This window comes from Methylotenera oryzisoli (assembly GCF_004661485.1).
GTDB classification, from domain to species: domain Bacteria; phylum Pseudomonadota; class Gammaproteobacteria; order Burkholderiales; family Methylophilaceae; genus Methylotenera; species Methylotenera oryzisoli.
The window spans coordinates 77,275-92,887 of record NZ_PQVH01000014.1 but is presented as its reverse complement, the minus strand read 5'-3'; the positions used below and the strand labels follow the sequence as shown (position 1 = coordinate 92,887).

Annotated in this window: 13 protein-coding genes; 11 read left to right on the top strand and 2 right to left on the bottom strand. The window is 46.1% G+C overall.

The window, feature by feature from the left end; translation table 11 throughout:
- Window positions 1-3: 3 nt before the first annotated feature.
- A complete protein-coding gene (modA, locus tag C3Y98_RS11615) occupies window positions 4-792 on the bottom strand; it encodes a molybdate ABC transporter substrate-binding protein (protein ID WP_245234375.1) in 789 nt (262 codons plus the stop codon).
- A gap of 26 nt (window positions 793-818) precedes the next feature.
- Window positions 819-2,387: an alginate export family protein gene (locus C3Y98_RS11610; RefSeq protein WP_245234374.1), complete on the bottom strand. Its 1,569-nt coding sequence runs from the start codon at window positions 2,385-2,387 to the stop codon at window positions 819-821.
- A gap of 176 nt (window positions 2,388-2,563) precedes the next feature.
- Here C3Y98_RS11610 and C3Y98_RS11605 point away from each other — a divergent pair, with 176 nt between their 5' ends.
- The 11 genes from C3Y98_RS11605 (at window position 2,564) to trhP (ending at window position 15,566) form a co-directional block, all read left to right on the top strand.
- On the top strand, window positions 2,564-2,914 hold the full coding sequence (locus C3Y98_RS11605; protein WP_135278755.1) for a winged helix-turn-helix domain-containing protein: 351 nt from the start codon (window positions 2,564-2,566) through the stop codon (window positions 2,912-2,914).
- 505 nt (window positions 2,915-3,419) lie between these two features.
- Window positions 3,420-7,172 carry an EAL domain-containing protein gene (locus tag C3Y98_RS11600; RefSeq protein ID WP_135278754.1) on the top strand — a complete coding sequence of 1,251 codons (3,753 nt, stop codon included), beginning with the start codon at window positions 3,420-3,422 and terminating at the stop codon, window positions 7,170-7,172.
- Window positions 7,173-7,511: 339 nt separating this feature from the next.
- Complete coding sequence (locus C3Y98_RS11595) at window positions 7,512-8,606, top strand: 3-deoxy-7-phosphoheptulonate synthase (protein ID WP_135278753.1); 1,095 nt, start codon at window positions 7,512-7,514, stop codon at window positions 8,604-8,606.
- Window positions 8,607-8,717: 111 nt separating this feature from the next.
- Window positions 8,718-9,002 (top strand): FmdB family zinc ribbon protein, encoded by a 285-nt coding sequence (locus C3Y98_RS11590; protein WP_135278752.1) that lies wholly within the window; start codon window positions 8,718-8,720, stop codon window positions 9,000-9,002.
- Between the two features lie 23 nt (window positions 9,003-9,025).
- Window positions 9,026-9,652, top strand: coding sequence for a DUF502 domain-containing protein (locus C3Y98_RS11585; RefSeq protein WP_135278751.1), 627 nt, complete (start codon window positions 9,026-9,028; stop codon window positions 9,650-9,652).
- Between the two features lie 3 nt (window positions 9,653-9,655).
- Window positions 9,656-11,443, top strand: coding sequence for an aspartate--tRNA ligase (aspS, locus tag C3Y98_RS11580; protein WP_135278750.1), 1,788 nt, complete (start codon window positions 9,656-9,658; stop codon window positions 11,441-11,443).
- Between the two features lie 198 nt (window positions 11,444-11,641).
- Entirely contained in the window at window positions 11,642-12,169 is a 528-nt protein-coding gene (locus C3Y98_RS11575; protein WP_135278749.1) for an adenine phosphoribosyltransferase, read from the top strand.
- A gap of 116 nt (window positions 12,170-12,285) precedes the next feature.
- Window positions 12,286-12,681: a VOC family protein gene (locus C3Y98_RS11570; protein WP_135278748.1), complete on the top strand. Its 396-nt coding sequence runs from the start codon at window positions 12,286-12,288 to the stop codon at window positions 12,679-12,681.
- 104 nt (window positions 12,682-12,785) lie between these two features.
- Entirely contained in the window at window positions 12,786-13,595 is an 810-nt protein-coding gene (locus C3Y98_RS11565) for a quinoprotein dehydrogenase-associated SoxYZ-like carrier (protein WP_135278747.1), read from the top strand.
- A gap of 140 nt (window positions 13,596-13,735) precedes the next feature.
- The gene (locus tag C3Y98_RS11560; protein WP_019897014.1) at window positions 13,736-14,155 is read left to right on the top strand and encodes a secondary thiamine-phosphate synthase enzyme YjbQ; all 420 of its coding nucleotides are present in this window, start codon (window positions 13,736-13,738) and stop codon (window positions 14,153-14,155) included.
- Between the two features lie 61 nt (window positions 14,156-14,216).
- Window positions 14,217-15,566, top strand: a complete 1,350-nt coding sequence (gene trhP, locus C3Y98_RS11555) for a prephenate-dependent tRNA uridine(34) hydroxylase TrhP (protein WP_135278746.1) — start codon at window positions 14,217-14,219, stop codon at window positions 15,564-15,566.
- The last annotated feature ends 47 nt before the right edge of the window (window positions 15,567-15,613 follow it).

Sequence of the window (15,613 nt, the reverse complement as noted above, 5' to 3'; positions counted from 1 at the left end):
TGATTATTTGTTATTTTTTCCTAAGAACGTAAAACCGTACTTAGTAAAAATTACTTTCGCCTTATCTGATTTTAAATATTCATAAAAGTCTGCCGACTTTGTGCTTGCGTCTTTAGTGAGCGATAGTGGGTATAAAATTGGCTCATGCGTATTATCTGGAAAGGTGGCAATCACTTCAACCTTGTTTGATATTTTTGCATCGGTTTCATACACAATGCCCACCGCGCACTCCGCTCTTTCTACCAAGGTTAGCGCAGCGCGTACATCTTGCGTGCCCACTATCTTAGACTGGCCAGCATCCAGCCAAGCCAGTGAAGTTAGCGCTTGCTTCGCGTAAATGCCGACGGGTACTGATGCCATTTCTCCCGTACAAAGCTTGCCATTAAATGCGCCAAAAAAATCGAAAGACTTATTCATACTAACATCAAAGCGCTTGGCTAAAGGTGCAATCAGCACAAGATGATTGGTCAATAAGTTAGATACAGTACTATCTTTTAGCGCATGCTTGTCTTTTAGATAATTCATCCATTTTGTGTCTGCAGAAATAAAAATATCTGCAGGTGCGCCATTCTCGATTTGCTTTGCAAGTGCAGATGACGCTGCAAAGGATATTTTAATTTGTGCGCCTTTCTCTTGTTCATAATTCGCTGAAATTTCATTGATGGCATTGGTTAGGCTGGCTGCTGCGAACACTACAACAGCATCTTTGTTATCCGCCGCATGCAGGCTAGGGGCGAATGCTAAGCAAATGCTGACGATTGCTAGTTTTAGGTATAGATTGAATTGCATCATAAACTCCAAAATCTTATGTGAATAATTTAGAACGCGCTGATTTCAAATTGCACGTAAAGGTAGTCGGAATCATCTCGGCGTGTTGGGTCATTTTTGTTGCTTGCGATTTGCGTGGCATTTTTCGTGAAGTTACCTGCCATAAAGTGGGCATAACCAATCGAGGTGTAGATTTGACTATTAATTGGGAAGCGCGCTGTAATGTCGAACTCCTCACCAATGTCGCTACCACTCAGGCCCTTAGTGTCGCGTAGCGTTGCAGGGCCCCAGCTATCGGTGTCACTTTCTAGGCGATACCAGTTGTAGCCAGCATCAATTTTCAGGTTTTTGATAAAGCTTACTTTAGGGTCGAACTCCACTCTTAGCTTGGTTGCGCGTATGTTCGACATTTCCATGGTGTCGCTGTTAGACCATGGGCGTGCAAAGCCAAACAGGCGCTCAAAGCGCTGGTTTTTCTTGTCTGTTGCGTTTTTGTCGCCAGTTGCCACACCATAGAAACCACTTAATCTGGGTTTCCAGGATTGGTCAAACGTATAGCCTACCTCTGCGTTGTAGGCGTAAGCGTCATGATCAATTTTAGTTTTATTGGTTAGGCTGGTGTCTTGCTCACCCCATTGCTTAACGTAATTGGTGTCGTAATCCCAGCCAGTTTTACCTAATACACCGTATGCACGTAAGCCGGCGGTATGGATGGTGCGGTCGATTCTGCGTGTGGCGCTTGTTTCATCTCGGCCATTAAGGTCATATTTAACTTTGTCACCGTCTTGCTTTAGCAAGTAGTAATAAGGTTGTAGGTTAATCACATCAGACCATCTTCTCCAATTGCCCAGCGCGCCATAAAAATGTTGCGCATCATTGTCTTCGTCTGCCTGAACGGTAAATCGTTGCACAGGCTTAAATGCAAATGTTTCTAATTGCCAGTCATTGCTTTGTTGCCCGATGATTGCGCGCACACCCTCGAAGTTGTTGGTGGTGTTGCGATAGCCGTTACGCGCGACTAGTCTTTTATCCCCTTGCTCCAGCGCTTGGCGGCCAACCTTAATGCTAATCGGGCGATTGTTGCCTAAGTCATCTTTACCTAATGGCGTTTCTTTAAAAAACAGTTCCAGATAAGCCTGTACTACTTCACTTTGGTTAACATCGCGTGTGTCGTACTCGCGGCTGAATTGACTGTGATTGCGTCTGGCATCGCCAAGCTCTACGGCAAAACGTAACGGGTCTAAAATATCTTTAATGCCAACATAGGCACGTGTTCTGAGCAAAATTGGGTCGTCTATCACGTCTTTGGCGCGTCTAAAGTCATTGTCGCGGTGCTCGTATCGAATTCTGTGGTCTAAGCCGATATCCAGCCAGTTCGCATCCTCAAGGCCGCTTACCTCTTTTAACCATGTTTTATTAAGCTGTTTTACGTATTTTGGCGGTTCAGTTTCTAATGAAGTGCCATAGCTTTTACGCTCGACATAATATGAGCCATTACTGCTCTCGGCTGCGGATGCGTACTGCATACTTGCCGCTAATAAAATAGGTGCACAAAACGCAGTTGTATATGACTTGGTGCGAAATGGGCTGTGGTTTGCGGTTTTGGAGAGATTTTTCATCTGGGTGAATTGCTGTAATTTTTAAAGAAGACGCAATTTAATCACAAAGCTCGCTATGTTTCAATGGATATAGCGATGGCATTAGCATAATATTTTTGCAGTATTAATGATGGCTGCCCCCCATATTTACTGAATGGCTAGATGCTTTTAAATTTTTAGGCACTATAATTAGCAATATGCTAAATAATCAGATCAAAATTAGAATATCTAATGGGCCTGCAACTGCGATGGGCCCTGGGAAAGCTGAGCTCTTAGCCTTAATCAATGAATGCGGCTCGATTTCAGCCGCAGCTAAGCAAATGAAAATGTCTTACCGCCGCGCTTGGCAGTTGGTGGATGAAGTGAATAAGTGCTTTGATCAGCCACTGGTAGCGAGCAGTGTTGGCGGTAGTCACGGTGGTGGAGCTAAGCTCACTGAGTTTGGCATTAAAGTGTTGGAAAACTACCATGCGCTCATCGCTAAATCTCAAGAAGCTTCTGTGCAGGAGCTTGCATTTATCAGGGCGCATCTCAAAGAGTCCGTTTAAGTGTAAATCGGTGCTTGCTTACAATGTGGCAAAAATTTCACCATCATCAGCTGAGCACAGAGCTGTGCTTGGTTCGCTATCTAATCTTGCTGGAAAGCTAGGTGTAATCAGTTGAAAACTCGCTAATCGATGCTATCTCAAGCAAGCGTTAATGAGTGAAGTCTTTGTTTTAAATCAAATAGTAAGTAATCTTTGATTGATTAAGCGAATTAAGTTTGTTAAATTGCCTAAACCATTGAAAATGGTGTTCAAAACTAATCTACAGTTGGTATGTAATGTGAGTGGGGTCTAGAAGCCGCCTCCAAGGGTTTTGTTATTGGATTAATCCATAATGAAACAAGCATTCCTTAAAGGGGCTAAGGTTTATGTGTGGTGTACTTCACGATGTAGTTAATCTGCATATTCAAAATCTGTACTATATTCGCGGCCAAATCATTCGCGGCCAAATCAAAGTTGACCTGTGTTTAGTTGGTCATCGCATTTAGCGGTTTAAGGTGATGCGGCGATGCTCAACATGAATACACTTGCGTACTTTTTCCGCCAGAAGACTGGGTTTGCCATATTAATACTGGCAGTTTTAGCTTCTGTGTTTAGCTATTATGTTTATACCGAGAAGCAGCTGGATGCAGCCAGTGAGTCTCGCTATGTTTCTCATCAGTTAGCCAGCCAGCTCAGGCAGACCTCAGATGATTTGACGCGGATGGTGCGCTCTTATGTATTGACTGGTGATGCCCGATACAAGCTTTATTTCCAGAATATTATAGATATTCGTAACGGTAAAATCCCGCTTCCCGAAGGGTATTTTCATTCTTACTGGGATATGGTGCTAGTGGGTAAGTTGCCACCGCCATCCACACGTGGCACAGGTATTGCGCTACTAGAGATGATGCGTGATGCCGGGTTTACACAAGGCGAGCTGGATAAGCTCGCTTCTGCCAAGCAATATTCAGATGATTTAACCACCTTGGAATTTGAAGCTATGCGGTTGGCTGAATTGAAAACGCCGGATGTCGATGCGAATCGTTTAAAAGCCGCGCAGATGCTGCTGGATAGTCGTTATCATCAAGCCAAGTCCAAAATCATGGGGCCAATTAACGAAACCTTTTTGATGATGGATCTCCGTACATTAACTGCGGTAGCGCACGCCAAGCGGGTGGCAACACTGTTCCGGGTACTTTTTATATTGGTTGCGTTCTGGTCGATATTCTATATATGGCGAGCCTATCGCACGCTGCATTCAACCCTGGGTGCGGGTGCGGATGAGGTGTATCGGCATATCTTCAGAATCGGTGCCGGTGATTTTTCCATACCCATTATCGTCAAGCCTGAACAAGATAATAGCGTGCTGGCCGAGCTGGCAAAAATGCAAAGTCTATTGCATGCGCATGATGTGGAGCGTACGCATGCGGAGCAAAGTCTGCTTAGAAGTAAAGCGCTTTTGGTGGAGGCGCAACGTATTGCACAGGTTGGCAGTTGGTCACTAGATTGGCTGACAGGGGAATTGATTTGGAGTGAAGAGATTTTTCATCTATTTGAAATTGATAAACACCAGTTCCATGCAAATTATGAAGCGTTTTTAAATGCAGTACACCCTTGCGACCGTGAAGCGGTAGATTGTGCATTCAAGGCGTCGGTTGCGAGCCGTACCCCTTACGAGATTACTCACCGCTTACTGCTGGCTGACGGCTCTGTGAAGTGGGTGCATGAGCGTGGTGCGTCTGATTATGATGCGGCAGGTAATCCCACTTACTCTCGTGGAACGGTGCAGGATGTCACTGAGCGTCAAAATAGTGAGGCACTCATCCGAAAAACCGAAAGTTATCTCACCAATATTCTTAACTCAGTTGAAGAAGTGATTTGGACTGCGAGCGCGCCAGACTTTAGGGTGAATCACGTGAATGCCGCGATAGAAAAGCTTTGCGGTTTATCGCAGCAAGCGCTGATCGATGATATAGCAACGTGGATTAACCTTATTCATCCCGATGATCGTGCGCAGGCCCAATTGGTGATGGGGGCTGTTTTTGAGCAGTCCCGCGTGGCGCTGGAGTATCGCATTGTATTGGCTGATGGTACGGTGCGCTGGGTGTCTGATAGTCGCCATGTGGTGTATGGAGAGCAAGGCGAGTCCGCCGAGTTGGTTTGTGTTATTCATGATGTGACAGACAAGCGGCTGGCAGCAGATGCTGACCGTGAAAGTAAAGAGCGAGTGATTCAGATGTTGGAGACCAGCCCAATCGCTGTACGCATTGCCACGTCATCCGGCGATAAGGTCTTGTTCGCGAATAAACGTTATACCGAGCTGATTAATTGCCCGGCAGAAACGGTGATGGGGCGTAACCCTAAATTTTATTATGCGCATGCCGATGAGTACGAGGCGTTGTTGGCGCAGGTGAATAGTGGGCACGCTATCAATGATAAATTGATTCAGCTGATTGTGGATGGTAAAGGTCCGGTATGGGTGATGGCCTCCTACCGCCCAGTACATTATGAAGGGGCAGCCGCTATATTAGGCTGGTTCTATGATGTCACCGATTTGCGGCGGGCGCAGGATGCGTTGCTGCTGAGCGAGGCCCTTGCAAAGCAATCGCTGGAGGAATTGAAGTACCAGAAGTATGCACTAGATAAGCATGCCATTGTTGCCGTCACGGATGTGAAGGGGCGCATTACATATGCTAATGATAAATTCAGTGAAATTAGCGGTTATTCGATCGAAGAGTTGATCGGGCAAGATCATGCCATTCTAAACTCTGGTTATCATCCCAAGGGATACTTTAAAGAAATGTATCGTATCGTAGCTAACGGTCAGGTTTGGCATGATGAAATATGCAATCGTGCTAAAGATGGTCGTTTATATTGGGTGGACACCACGATAGCGCCCTTTCTCGGCGATGATGGCAAGCCACAGAGTTACATTTCCATCCGCACCGATATTACACAGCGCAAGGCGGCGGAAGATAAAAGTAATTACTTAGCGCTTTATGACCCATTGACCAATCTACCCAATAGGCGCTTATTGTTAGATCGGTTAACGCATGCACTGGCCTCTGCTACGCGTACCGGACGTGGCGGTGCTTTACTGTTCCTGGATTTAGACCACTTTAAGACCTTGAACGATACCTTGGGCCATGATGTGGGTGATTTGTTGTTGCAGCAAGTTGCTGAGCGCCTGATTGCCTGCGTGAGAGAAGGCGATACGGTTGCCCGCTTGGGCGGTGATGAGTTTGTGGTGATTCTGGAGGGCTTGAGCGAGCAGCAAGTTGAGGCGGCAACTCAGGCAGAAGTCGTAGGGGAAAAAATCCTGACTAGGTTTATTCAACCTTTTCAGTTTAAAGGTTATGAGTATCATATTACGTCTAGTATCGGCATTGCATTATTTGGTAAAAACAACCTGAAATCAGACGAGCTGTTAAAGCAGGCTGATATTGCCATGTATCAAGCGAAGAAATTGGGGCGTAATGCACTGAGCTTTTTTGACCCCAAAATGCAAGAGGGGATACAGGCGCGTGTGGATATGGAGCATGAGTTACGTAAAGCCCTTGATAAAAACGAGTTTCAGCTGTTTTATCAAATGCAGGTTGGCCTTGGTGACCGCGCCGTGGGGGCGGAAGCGCTGATTCGCTGGGTGCATCCGGAGCGCGGATTAATTGCGCCAAATGAGTTTATACCCATTGCGGAAGACTCCGGCATGATTCTGTCGATAAGTGCATGGGTGCTGGATTCAGCCTGTGCACAATTAAAACGTTGGGAGTCGGGGGAGCTTACGCGTGATTTAACGCTTTCTGTGAATGTCAGTGCTAAGCAATTCCGTCAGGCGGATTTTGTAGAGCAAGTGACCATGGTGGTTGCGCGTCATGCGATCAATCCCGCGCTCCTGAAGCTGGAGTTAACAGAGACTGCATTGCTGGATCATATTGAAGACGCAATTCAAATCATGAATGCGTTGAAGGATGTTGGCGTAAGGTTCTCATTGGATGACTTTGGTACAGGCTATTCTTCTCTGCAGTATCTCCGCTTGTTACCGCTTTACCAGCTGAAGATAGACCGCTCATTTGTGCAGGACATCGCAAGTAAGAGCAGTGATCAGGCGATCGTGCGGACGATTATCGCCATGGCGCATACTTTAAACCTGAACGTGATTGCAGAAGGGGTAGAAACGCAAGTGCAGCAGGGCATACTGTTGGATAGTGGCTGCATGTATTATCAGGGGTATTTGTTTAGCCAGCCTGTTCCCGTAGATGTGTTTGAAGGCTTGCTCTGATGTTGTCTAGCCTGTTGCGTTGATGGCTAGTCTCGGCTGGCTTGTCTAACTGAGTTTATCTCATTGTAGTGGCGTAAATGCCACTAAATTGTATCAAGTATGCTGTAAAGTGTTAAAATCGTACAAGGCGATTGGTTTTAAAGGCAAAAAAGCAGAAAAGTGTGAAAAATCAGCTTATTTGATTTTGCTTGAGCGTACTGCAAAAGCCATCGTCATTTGTGCCATCGTCATTTGTGCCATCGTTATTACTGTTTACAAGCCCGCGCTATACGGGCTTTGTTGTTTGTGTGTTTTGTTGTTGCAATGTCTTTTCGTTGTTGCAACCAATGAGTTATCTAAATGAGCCCAGTCCAAAAAATTATTACTGATGATGTGCGCATCATCGAAATCAAAGAGCTGACGTTGCCGTCTGTGCTGTTGGATAAACTTGAGCCTAGCGCAGCCACCACGGATATGATCGTCAAAACCCGTGCGGATATACACCGTATCCTGCATAGTGCAAATGACCGCCTGCTGGTGGTGATTGGGCCGTGTTCTATTCATGATTATGCGGCAGGTATCGAGTATGCAAAGCGTTTGCTAGAGCAATACCACAAGTACAGTAACGAGCTGTTAATCGTGATGCGGGTTTACTTTGAAAAACCACGCACCACTGTCGGCTGGAAAGGCCTGATTAATGACCCGCATCTGGATGGAAGCTTCAATATCAATGCGGGTTTGGAGTTGGCACGGCGCTTCTTGCTGGAAGTGAACGCACTAGGCTTGCCAGCCGCCACCGAGTTCTTAGATACCATCACGCCGCAATATACGGCAGACTTGGTGAGCTGGGGCGCGATTGGTGCGCGCACGACAGAATCCCAAATTCATCGCGAGTTGGCTTCAGGCTTGTCTTGTCCGGTTGGTTTCAAAAATGGTACCGATGGTAATATCCGTATTGCAGTTGATGCGATTAAAGCAGCGGCTAGCCCGCACCACTTTTTGTCGGTAACCAAAGAAGGTCGCTCAGCCATTATTTCCACCACTGGCAATGAAGATTGCCATGTGATTTTACGCGGTGGTAAAACCCCTAACTACGATGCGGCAAGTGTAGAAGCGGCCGCTGTTGAGTTGGCACAATCTGGCCTTAACGCCAAGGTGATGATTGATTGCTCTCACGCTAATAGCCAGCGCCAGTATCAGTTACAGGCGCAAGTGGCTGCAAACGTAGCAGAGCAGTTGCATGCGGGTGATGATCGCATTATGGGCTTGATGATTGAGTCGCATCTGAAAGCTGGGCGTCAGGACCATGCCCCAGGTTGCGAATTGGCCTATGGTCAGTCGATTACCGATGCGTGTTTAGGCTGGGAAGAGACATTGCCGCTATTGGATCTGCTGGCAGAAAGCGTGAAAGCGCGCCGCCTGAAGAATCAGCAAGATGATGATAGTGATGAGTAAGACTTGGTAGTGTTTGCTGGTTAAATCTCAGGCGGTTTTAGCTGCAATAAAATTGCAATGGATTCAGGTATAATCGTGGGTTATTTAACGTATTAAGAATGGTGATTTTCTATGCCTATTTACGATTATCAATGTAGTAGCTGTGGACACAAAGCAGAGGTCATGCGCAAAGTAAGTGCTGCAAGCGTAGAGGCTTGCCCGCAATGTGCCAAGGAGACGTTCTCCAAGCAGTTGTCAGCACCGAGCTTTCAGTTAACTGGCAGTGGCTGGTACGCAACTGACTTTAAGGGTGGTGCCAGTAAATCCGCTAAACCAGCAGATTCTGCAGCATCTGAGTCAGCTAGCGAATCCAGTGCAGCGCCAGCGGCTTGCGCCACAGGTTGCGCGTGTCATTAGTGACTGCTGAATAAATCACGCGAATGAAAAAATACTTTATTACAGGCTTGTTAGTGTTAGTGCCGTTGGTGATTACCATCTGGGTGCTCAAGTCCTTCATCGCGGTGATGGATCAAAGCTTGTTACTGTTACCAGAAGCTTGGCATCCGCATACCTTGTTGGGGCGGGATATCCCTGGCATCGGCGCGATTCTAACCGTTTTGATTGTTTTAACCACAGGGCTGATTGCGACCAACTTCTTTGGCATGCAGCTTATTATACTCTGGGAAAAACTGCTTAATCATCTACCAGTGGTGAAGTCGATTTACTCTAGTGTTAAGCAGGTGTCTGATACTTTGTTTTCAGATTCGGGCAATGCGTTCCGTAAAGCAGTGCTGGTTCAGTTTCCGCGGGAGGGTGCGTGGACCATCGCGTTTTTAACCGGCACCCCTGGCGGTGATGTTGCAAATCACTTGCAAGGCGATTATGTCAGTGTTTTTGTGCCAACCACGCCCAATCCAACAAGCGGATTTTTCTTGATGATGCCAAAGGCGGATGTGGTGGAGCTGGAAATGACCGTAGACGAAGCACTTAAATATATTATTTCTATGGGCGTGGTTGCGCCTGTACCTAAGATTCCAAAACTTTTAACTCAATATTCAAACAATTAAATTATGATGCGTACACATTACTGCGGCCATTTAAACCGCGAACACATTGGTCAAACTGTCACATTATGTGGTTGGGCACATCGTCGCCGTGACCACGGCGGTGTTATTTTTATTGATTTGCGTGACCGTGAAGGCTTGGCGCAAATCGTGATTGACCCAGATACCAAAGACGCATTCGCGGTAGCGGAAACTATCCGTAGTGAGTTCGTGCTAAAAGTGGTGTGTAAAGTGCGCGCGCGACCAGAAGGCACAGTTAACCCAAACTTGCCTACGGGCGAGGTGGAAATGTTAGCGACTGAGATTGAGGTACTAAACCCATCACTCACGCCACCGTTCATGTTGGATGATGAAAACCTGACTGAAACCGTGCGTTTAGAGCACCGTTATATTGATTTGCGCCGCCCTGCGATGCAAAAAAACATGATGTTGCGTTATCGCGTGGCTAAAACCTTGCGTGACTACTTGGATGTGAACGGCTTTATTGAAGTTGAAACACCCATGCTGACACGTAGCACACCAGAAGGCGCGCGCGATTACCTCGTGCCTAGCCGTGTGCATCATGGTCAGTTCTTTGCATTGCCACAATCACCACAATTGTTTAAACAATTGTTGATGGTGTCAGGCTTTGACCGTTACTTCCAAATTACTAAATGTTTCCGTGATGAAGACTTGCGCGCTGACCGTCAGCCAGAATTCACACAAGTGGATATTGAAACATCGTTTATGGAAGAAAACGACATTATGGATTTGGTGGAAGAAATGATTCGCCAAATGCTTAAAGCAGTTCAAAACGTAGACTTGCCAGCTAAGTTCCCACGTATGCCATTTGCTGAAGCGATGAACCGTTACGGTTCAGATAAGCCAGATATGCGCGTGACTTTAGAAATCACCGAGCTTTCAGACGTGATGAAAGACGTGGACTTTAAAGTGTTCGCAGGCGCTGCCAATATGGCGGGTGGCCGTGTGGCTGCCTTACGCGTGCCTAACGGCGCGGCAATTAGCCGTTCCGAAATTGATGCCTACACTGAGTTTGTAAAAATCTACGGTGCTAAAGGCTTGGCTTACATCAAGATTAATGACATCACTAAATTGAACGAAGAAGGCTTACAGTCACCAATCGTGAAAAACATTCACGTGAATGCATTGCAAGCGATTATTGATCGCACAGGCGCACAAAACGGCGATATCATATTCTTCGGTGCTGATAAAGCTAAGGTAGTGAATGAAGCTTTAGGTGCATTACGCCTTAAAGTTGGTCACGATAAAGGCCATGTGGATGGCCGCGCATGGGCGCCACTATGGGTTGTGGACTTCCCAATGTTCGAACATGATGAAGATGCTGATCGCTGGGTGGCGTTACACCATCCGTTCACTGCACCAAAAGACGGTCACGAAGATTTGTTAGCAACTAACCCAGGTGCGTGTTTATCAAAAGCGTACGACATGGTGTTAAACGGCTGGGAAGTAGGCGGCGGTTCTGTGCGTATCCATCAGCAAGAAGTGCAATCTAAAGTGTTTGATGCATTAAAAATCAGCCGTGAAGAAGCGCAAGAGAAGTTTGGCTTCTTGCTAGACGCATTGCAATACGGTGCGCCTCCGCACGGTGGTTTGGCATTCGGTTTAGACCGTTTGGTGACATTGATGGCGGGTGCTGAATCTATCCGCGATGTAATTGCATTCCCTAAAACACAACGTGCTCAGTGCTTGATGACCAATGCACCGAACGAAGTGGATGAGAAGCAATTACGTGAGTTGCATATTCGTGTTCGCTCACAGAACCCAGCCGCATAAAATGCATTTCACTTCACGATAACGTTGTTACATCCGCTTGTCGTACTCTTGTACTGTCAACGCGGATGTGTCTGGTGCTCGTATCGCGAATTGCATTCTGGAAGGTTAAGTATTGCTTCTAAATTCGCACATGAACTGGTTGGCTCCAATGTTTTTGGGGTCGGCAGTTCAATGTGTTTCAATATGGTGTAAGCGTTTATGCCTTTAAAATCTCTTATCCGCACTATCCCCCATTACCCAAAACAGGGTATTCAGTTCCGCGATATCACCACTTTACTTAAAGACCCCGTAGGTTTTCGTATGGTGATTGATGCGTTTGCACAGCATTATGCTAACCAGCCTATAGATAAAATTGCTGGCATAGAGGCGCGCGGCTTTATTGTTGGCGCTGCCTTGGCGTATAAGCTGGGCGTGGGGTTTGTGCCGATACGTAAATCTGGCAAATTACCTGCAGAAACGATTGGGCATGATTACGCTTTGGAGTACGGTGCTGACCGTGTGGAGATTCATACCGATGCAATTGCGCAAGGCGAGCGCGTGCTGTTAGTGGATGACCTGATTGCGACAGGCGGCACTGCTGAGGCCTCAGTGGCTTTGCTGCAAAAACTTGGTAGCGTGGTGGTTGGTTGTGCTTTTGTGATTAATTTGCCGGATCTAGGCGGATCACAACGCTTAGCTGATGCTGGGCTGGTGCCTTATTCGCTATGCGAGTTTGAAGGCGATTAATCATCTATTTCATCTGTTTGCGCTAGTTACGCGATGCTGCAAAGATGTTAAAGTGTATCAATTAATGTCGCCGAAAGCTTATCGGCTTAACTACTTCAATTTACTAAAATCATACTATGCCAGTTACCCAACTTAATCATTACAACTTACGCACGCCTTACGAGACGATGCTCAAGCTCAAGGACTTTTACTGTGATGTACTTGGTTTAAAGGTTGGGCCGCGTGAGGGCTTTACCAGTAGAGGTTTTTGGCTATATATTGGCGATACGCATGTGCTGCACTTGGCCGAGTATCGCGGTGAAGGGGAGCCATTAACCAATGTGCTTACCACCATAGATCATATTTCATTTACCTGTACGGACCTGCCTGCAATGGAGGCGCATTTAAAAAGCCATGGTATTCAATACACCACCCGAGACTTGCCGGTGCTGAACGTGAGGCAAATCAATTTTAAAGATCCGGTAGGCAATGGCATAGAGTTGTTTTTTTATATGGAAAATGAGCGTGTGTAATGCGGTGGTGTTGCTTTCTCTGCTAGTCGTTAGCCTATAGAACTATTTGGTAAAGTTACTTGTCTTAGGTTTGTTAAAATAAATATTGTTTGGGAGCGTATCGTATGGTTATGCAGTTTCAAAGATGGGTAGGTAAACTTGCTGTTGCGGTGGGGTTGTCTCTAGCTTTTATTGCTAATACTTATGCAGAGGCCGACCCTAAACTATGGGCAGTAATGAAAGAAGCTTTCTTCGCAAAGCGTGAAATGAAAGAAGTGGACTTTATCAAGATTGAAGCGCCTAAGCGTGCTGAAAGTGGCGCGCAGGTACCTGTCACCTACAGTATTGATCGTGCGGCGGCTAACGGTGTGGTCATCAAAAAGTTATATGCGTTTGTGGATGCAAACCCGATTCCATTAACCGCTACTTATCATTTAACGGATGCGCTGGGTGATTTTCAATTATCAACACGTATTCGCTTTGAGACTGACGCTTACGTGCGTTTAGTTGGTGAAACTGAAGATGGCAAGCTCTATTTAGGGTCACGTGTGATTCGTGCCGCTGGCGGCTGTGGCGGGATGGTAGAGAATAATGAGGCAGAGATTCGCGCTGCTGCAGGCCGTATTAAAATGAATGTAGAAACGCCTGCCAAGTTTGGCACACCAACCATGGCAACTTTTAATATCAAGCATATTATGCGCACAGGCCTGCAACGCGACTTGGTGTCTCAAGGCTATGTACCGGCGTTTTATATTAATAAGGTTGATTTTGCTTATGATGGTAAGCCACTGATGACTGTAGATGTCGGGGTGGGTACGGCAGAAGACCCTTATTTCAAATTTAGTTTTATTCCCGCTTCAGCAGGCAAGTTGGAGGCAGTAGCGACAGATAATGAAGGTAAGACATTTAGCCAACAATATGATGTAAAAATATAACGTTAAAGTTGAGAATTAATAATGAAATGGCCTCCAATGTGAGGCCATTTTTTTTGACCATGATTAAAATGTGGAAATTGTTTATCTGAAACAGATAATGCGATGTTAAAATTAGGCTATTGAAAATTAAGGACTATTTGATGAAAAGCTATCGTAAAGAACTTTGGTTCAACCCACCTACACGTGTTGCATTTATCCGTATTACTGAGCAAATTCGTGAATGTTTGCGTGAAAGTGGCGTGCGTGAAGGGCTGGTGTTAGTCAATGCCATGCATATTACAGCCAGCGTGTTTATTAATGATGATGAGCGCGGCTTGCACCATGACTATACGCAATGGTTAGAGCGTCTTGCGCCACATGAGCCAGTGAGCAGTTACCGTCACAATGATACGGGTGAAGATAACGCAGATGCGCATATGAAGCGCCAAATCATGGGGCGTGAGGTTGTAGTAGCGGTTACCAATGGCGATTTGGATTTTGGTCCTTGGGAGCAGATATTCTACGGCGAGTTTGACGGTAGACGTAAGAAGCGTGTACTAGTGAAAATTATTGGTGAATAAAGCCAAAATAACACCGTATGGCGATGTTGTTTTGATTTTATAGAGATTAAGTGAAGTAAAGATGATGAAGATACCCGAACTTTTGGCCCCAGCGGGCGATTTAGACCGTATGCGTACTGCATTTGATTATGGTGCAGATGCCGTTTACGCAGGGCAGCCACGCTATAGCTTACGCGCGCGCAATAATGATTTTACGATGGCCAACCTTGAAATTGGCATTAAAGAAGCGCATGCACGCGGTAAGAAGTTTTTTGTGGCGAGCAATATTGCACCGCATAACGCAAAAATTAAAACCTATATGGCAGATATGGCGCCTGTGATTGAGATGCGCCCTGATGCCCTGATTATGTCTGACCCTGGTTTGATTATGATGGTGCGTGAGAAGTGGCCTGAAGTACCGGTGCATTTGTCTGTACAGGCCAATACTGTGAATTATGCGACGGTGAAGTTCTGGCAGTCGCTAGGCTTAACGCGCGTGATTTTATCGCGTGAGTTATCTCTGGATGAAATTGAGGATATTCGTCAGCGCTGCCCCGAAATGGAATTGGAAGTTTTTGTGCATGGCGCTTTGTGTATTGCATATTCTGGGCGTTGCTTACTCTCGGGTTATTTTAATCAGCGAGACCCTAACCAAGGCACTTGTACCAATAGCTGCCGTTGGGATTATAAGGTGCATGATGCGGCAGAAGATGCTGCAGGGGTGATCCGTTTAGATGAGTTTGATTTTAAAGCGGAGATGGAAAAATCCAGCTTGTCTGGCTGTGGCAGTTTGCCGCGCCATCCATTGGCAGATAAAGTTTATCTGATTGAGGAAAAAGGCCGCCCAGGTGAGTTGTTGCCAATTGAAGAAGATGAGCACGGCACTTATATCATGAACAGTAAAGACCTGCGTGCCATTGAGCATGTCGAGCGTTTGATTAAAATGGGGGTGGATTCGCTCAAGATTGAAGGCCGTACCAAATCACGCTATTACGTGGCACGTACTAGCCAAAATTACCGCAAGGCCATTGATGATGCATTGGCTGGCCGTCCATTTGATTGGAACTTGCTGGGGGATTTGGAGAACTTGGCTAATCGTGGCTATACCGATGGTTTTTATCAGCGCCATCACACGGCAGAGCATCAAAATTACAAGCAAGGTTACTCTAGTTCCAGCCGTAGTTTGTATGTCGGTGACGTGGTCGCGTATGACGCAGAAAAAGGCCTGGCTGATGTTGAGGCGCGTAATAAGTTTGCCGTGGGTGACCGTCTGCAGGTGATTCACCCAACGGGTAATCAGGACATTGTTGTGGAAAGCCTATTTAATAAAAAGGGTGAACCGATACAAGAGGCTTCAGGTAGTGGCTACTATGTGAAGTTGCCAATCGTTGCCGGGGACTTAAGTAATGCGATGGTAGTGAAATATCTGTAAATTGGTAGTTTGATATAAAAAAGGGAGCAATTGCTCCCTTTTTTATT

Bases quoted from the DNA above. Each gene is read 5' to 3' on its own strand.
- modA (WP_245234375.1), bottom strand. From the start codon at position 792: ATGATGCAATTCAATCTATACCTAAAACTAGCAATCGTCAGCATTTGC.
- C3Y98_RS11610 (WP_245234374.1), bottom strand. From the start codon at position 2,387: ATGAAAAATCTCTCCAAAACCGCAAACCACAGCCCATTTCGCACCAAG.
- C3Y98_RS11605 (WP_135278755.1), top strand. From the start codon at position 2,564: ATGCTAAATAATCAGATCAAAATTAGAATATCTAATGGGCCTGCAACT.
- C3Y98_RS11600 (WP_135278754.1), top strand. From the start codon at position 3,420: ATGCTCAACATGAATACACTTGCGTACTTTTTCCGCCAGAAGACTGGG.
- C3Y98_RS11595 (WP_135278753.1), top strand. From the start codon at position 7,512: ATGAGCCCAGTCCAAAAAATTATTACTGATGATGTGCGCATCATCGAA.
- C3Y98_RS11590 (WP_135278752.1), top strand. From the start codon at position 8,718: ATGCCTATTTACGATTATCAATGTAGTAGCTGTGGACACAAAGCAGAG.
- C3Y98_RS11585 (WP_135278751.1), top strand. From the start codon at position 9,026: ATGAAAAAATACTTTATTACAGGCTTGTTAGTGTTAGTGCCGTTGGTG.
- aspS (WP_135278750.1), top strand. From the start codon at position 9,656: ATGATGCGTACACATTACTGCGGCCATTTAAACCGCGAACACATTGGT.
- C3Y98_RS11575 (WP_135278749.1), top strand. From the start codon at position 11,642: ATGCCTTTAAAATCTCTTATCCGCACTATCCCCCATTACCCAAAACAG.
- C3Y98_RS11570 (WP_135278748.1), top strand. From the start codon at position 12,286: ATGCCAGTTACCCAACTTAATCATTACAACTTACGCACGCCTTACGAG.
- C3Y98_RS11565 (WP_135278747.1), top strand. From the start codon at position 12,786: ATGGTTATGCAGTTTCAAAGATGGGTAGGTAAACTTGCTGTTGCGGTG.
- C3Y98_RS11560 (WP_019897014.1), top strand. From the start codon at position 13,736: ATGAAAAGCTATCGTAAAGAACTTTGGTTCAACCCACCTACACGTGTT.
- trhP (WP_135278746.1), top strand. From the start codon at position 14,217: ATGATGAAGATACCCGAACTTTTGGCCCCAGCGGGCGATTTAGACCGT.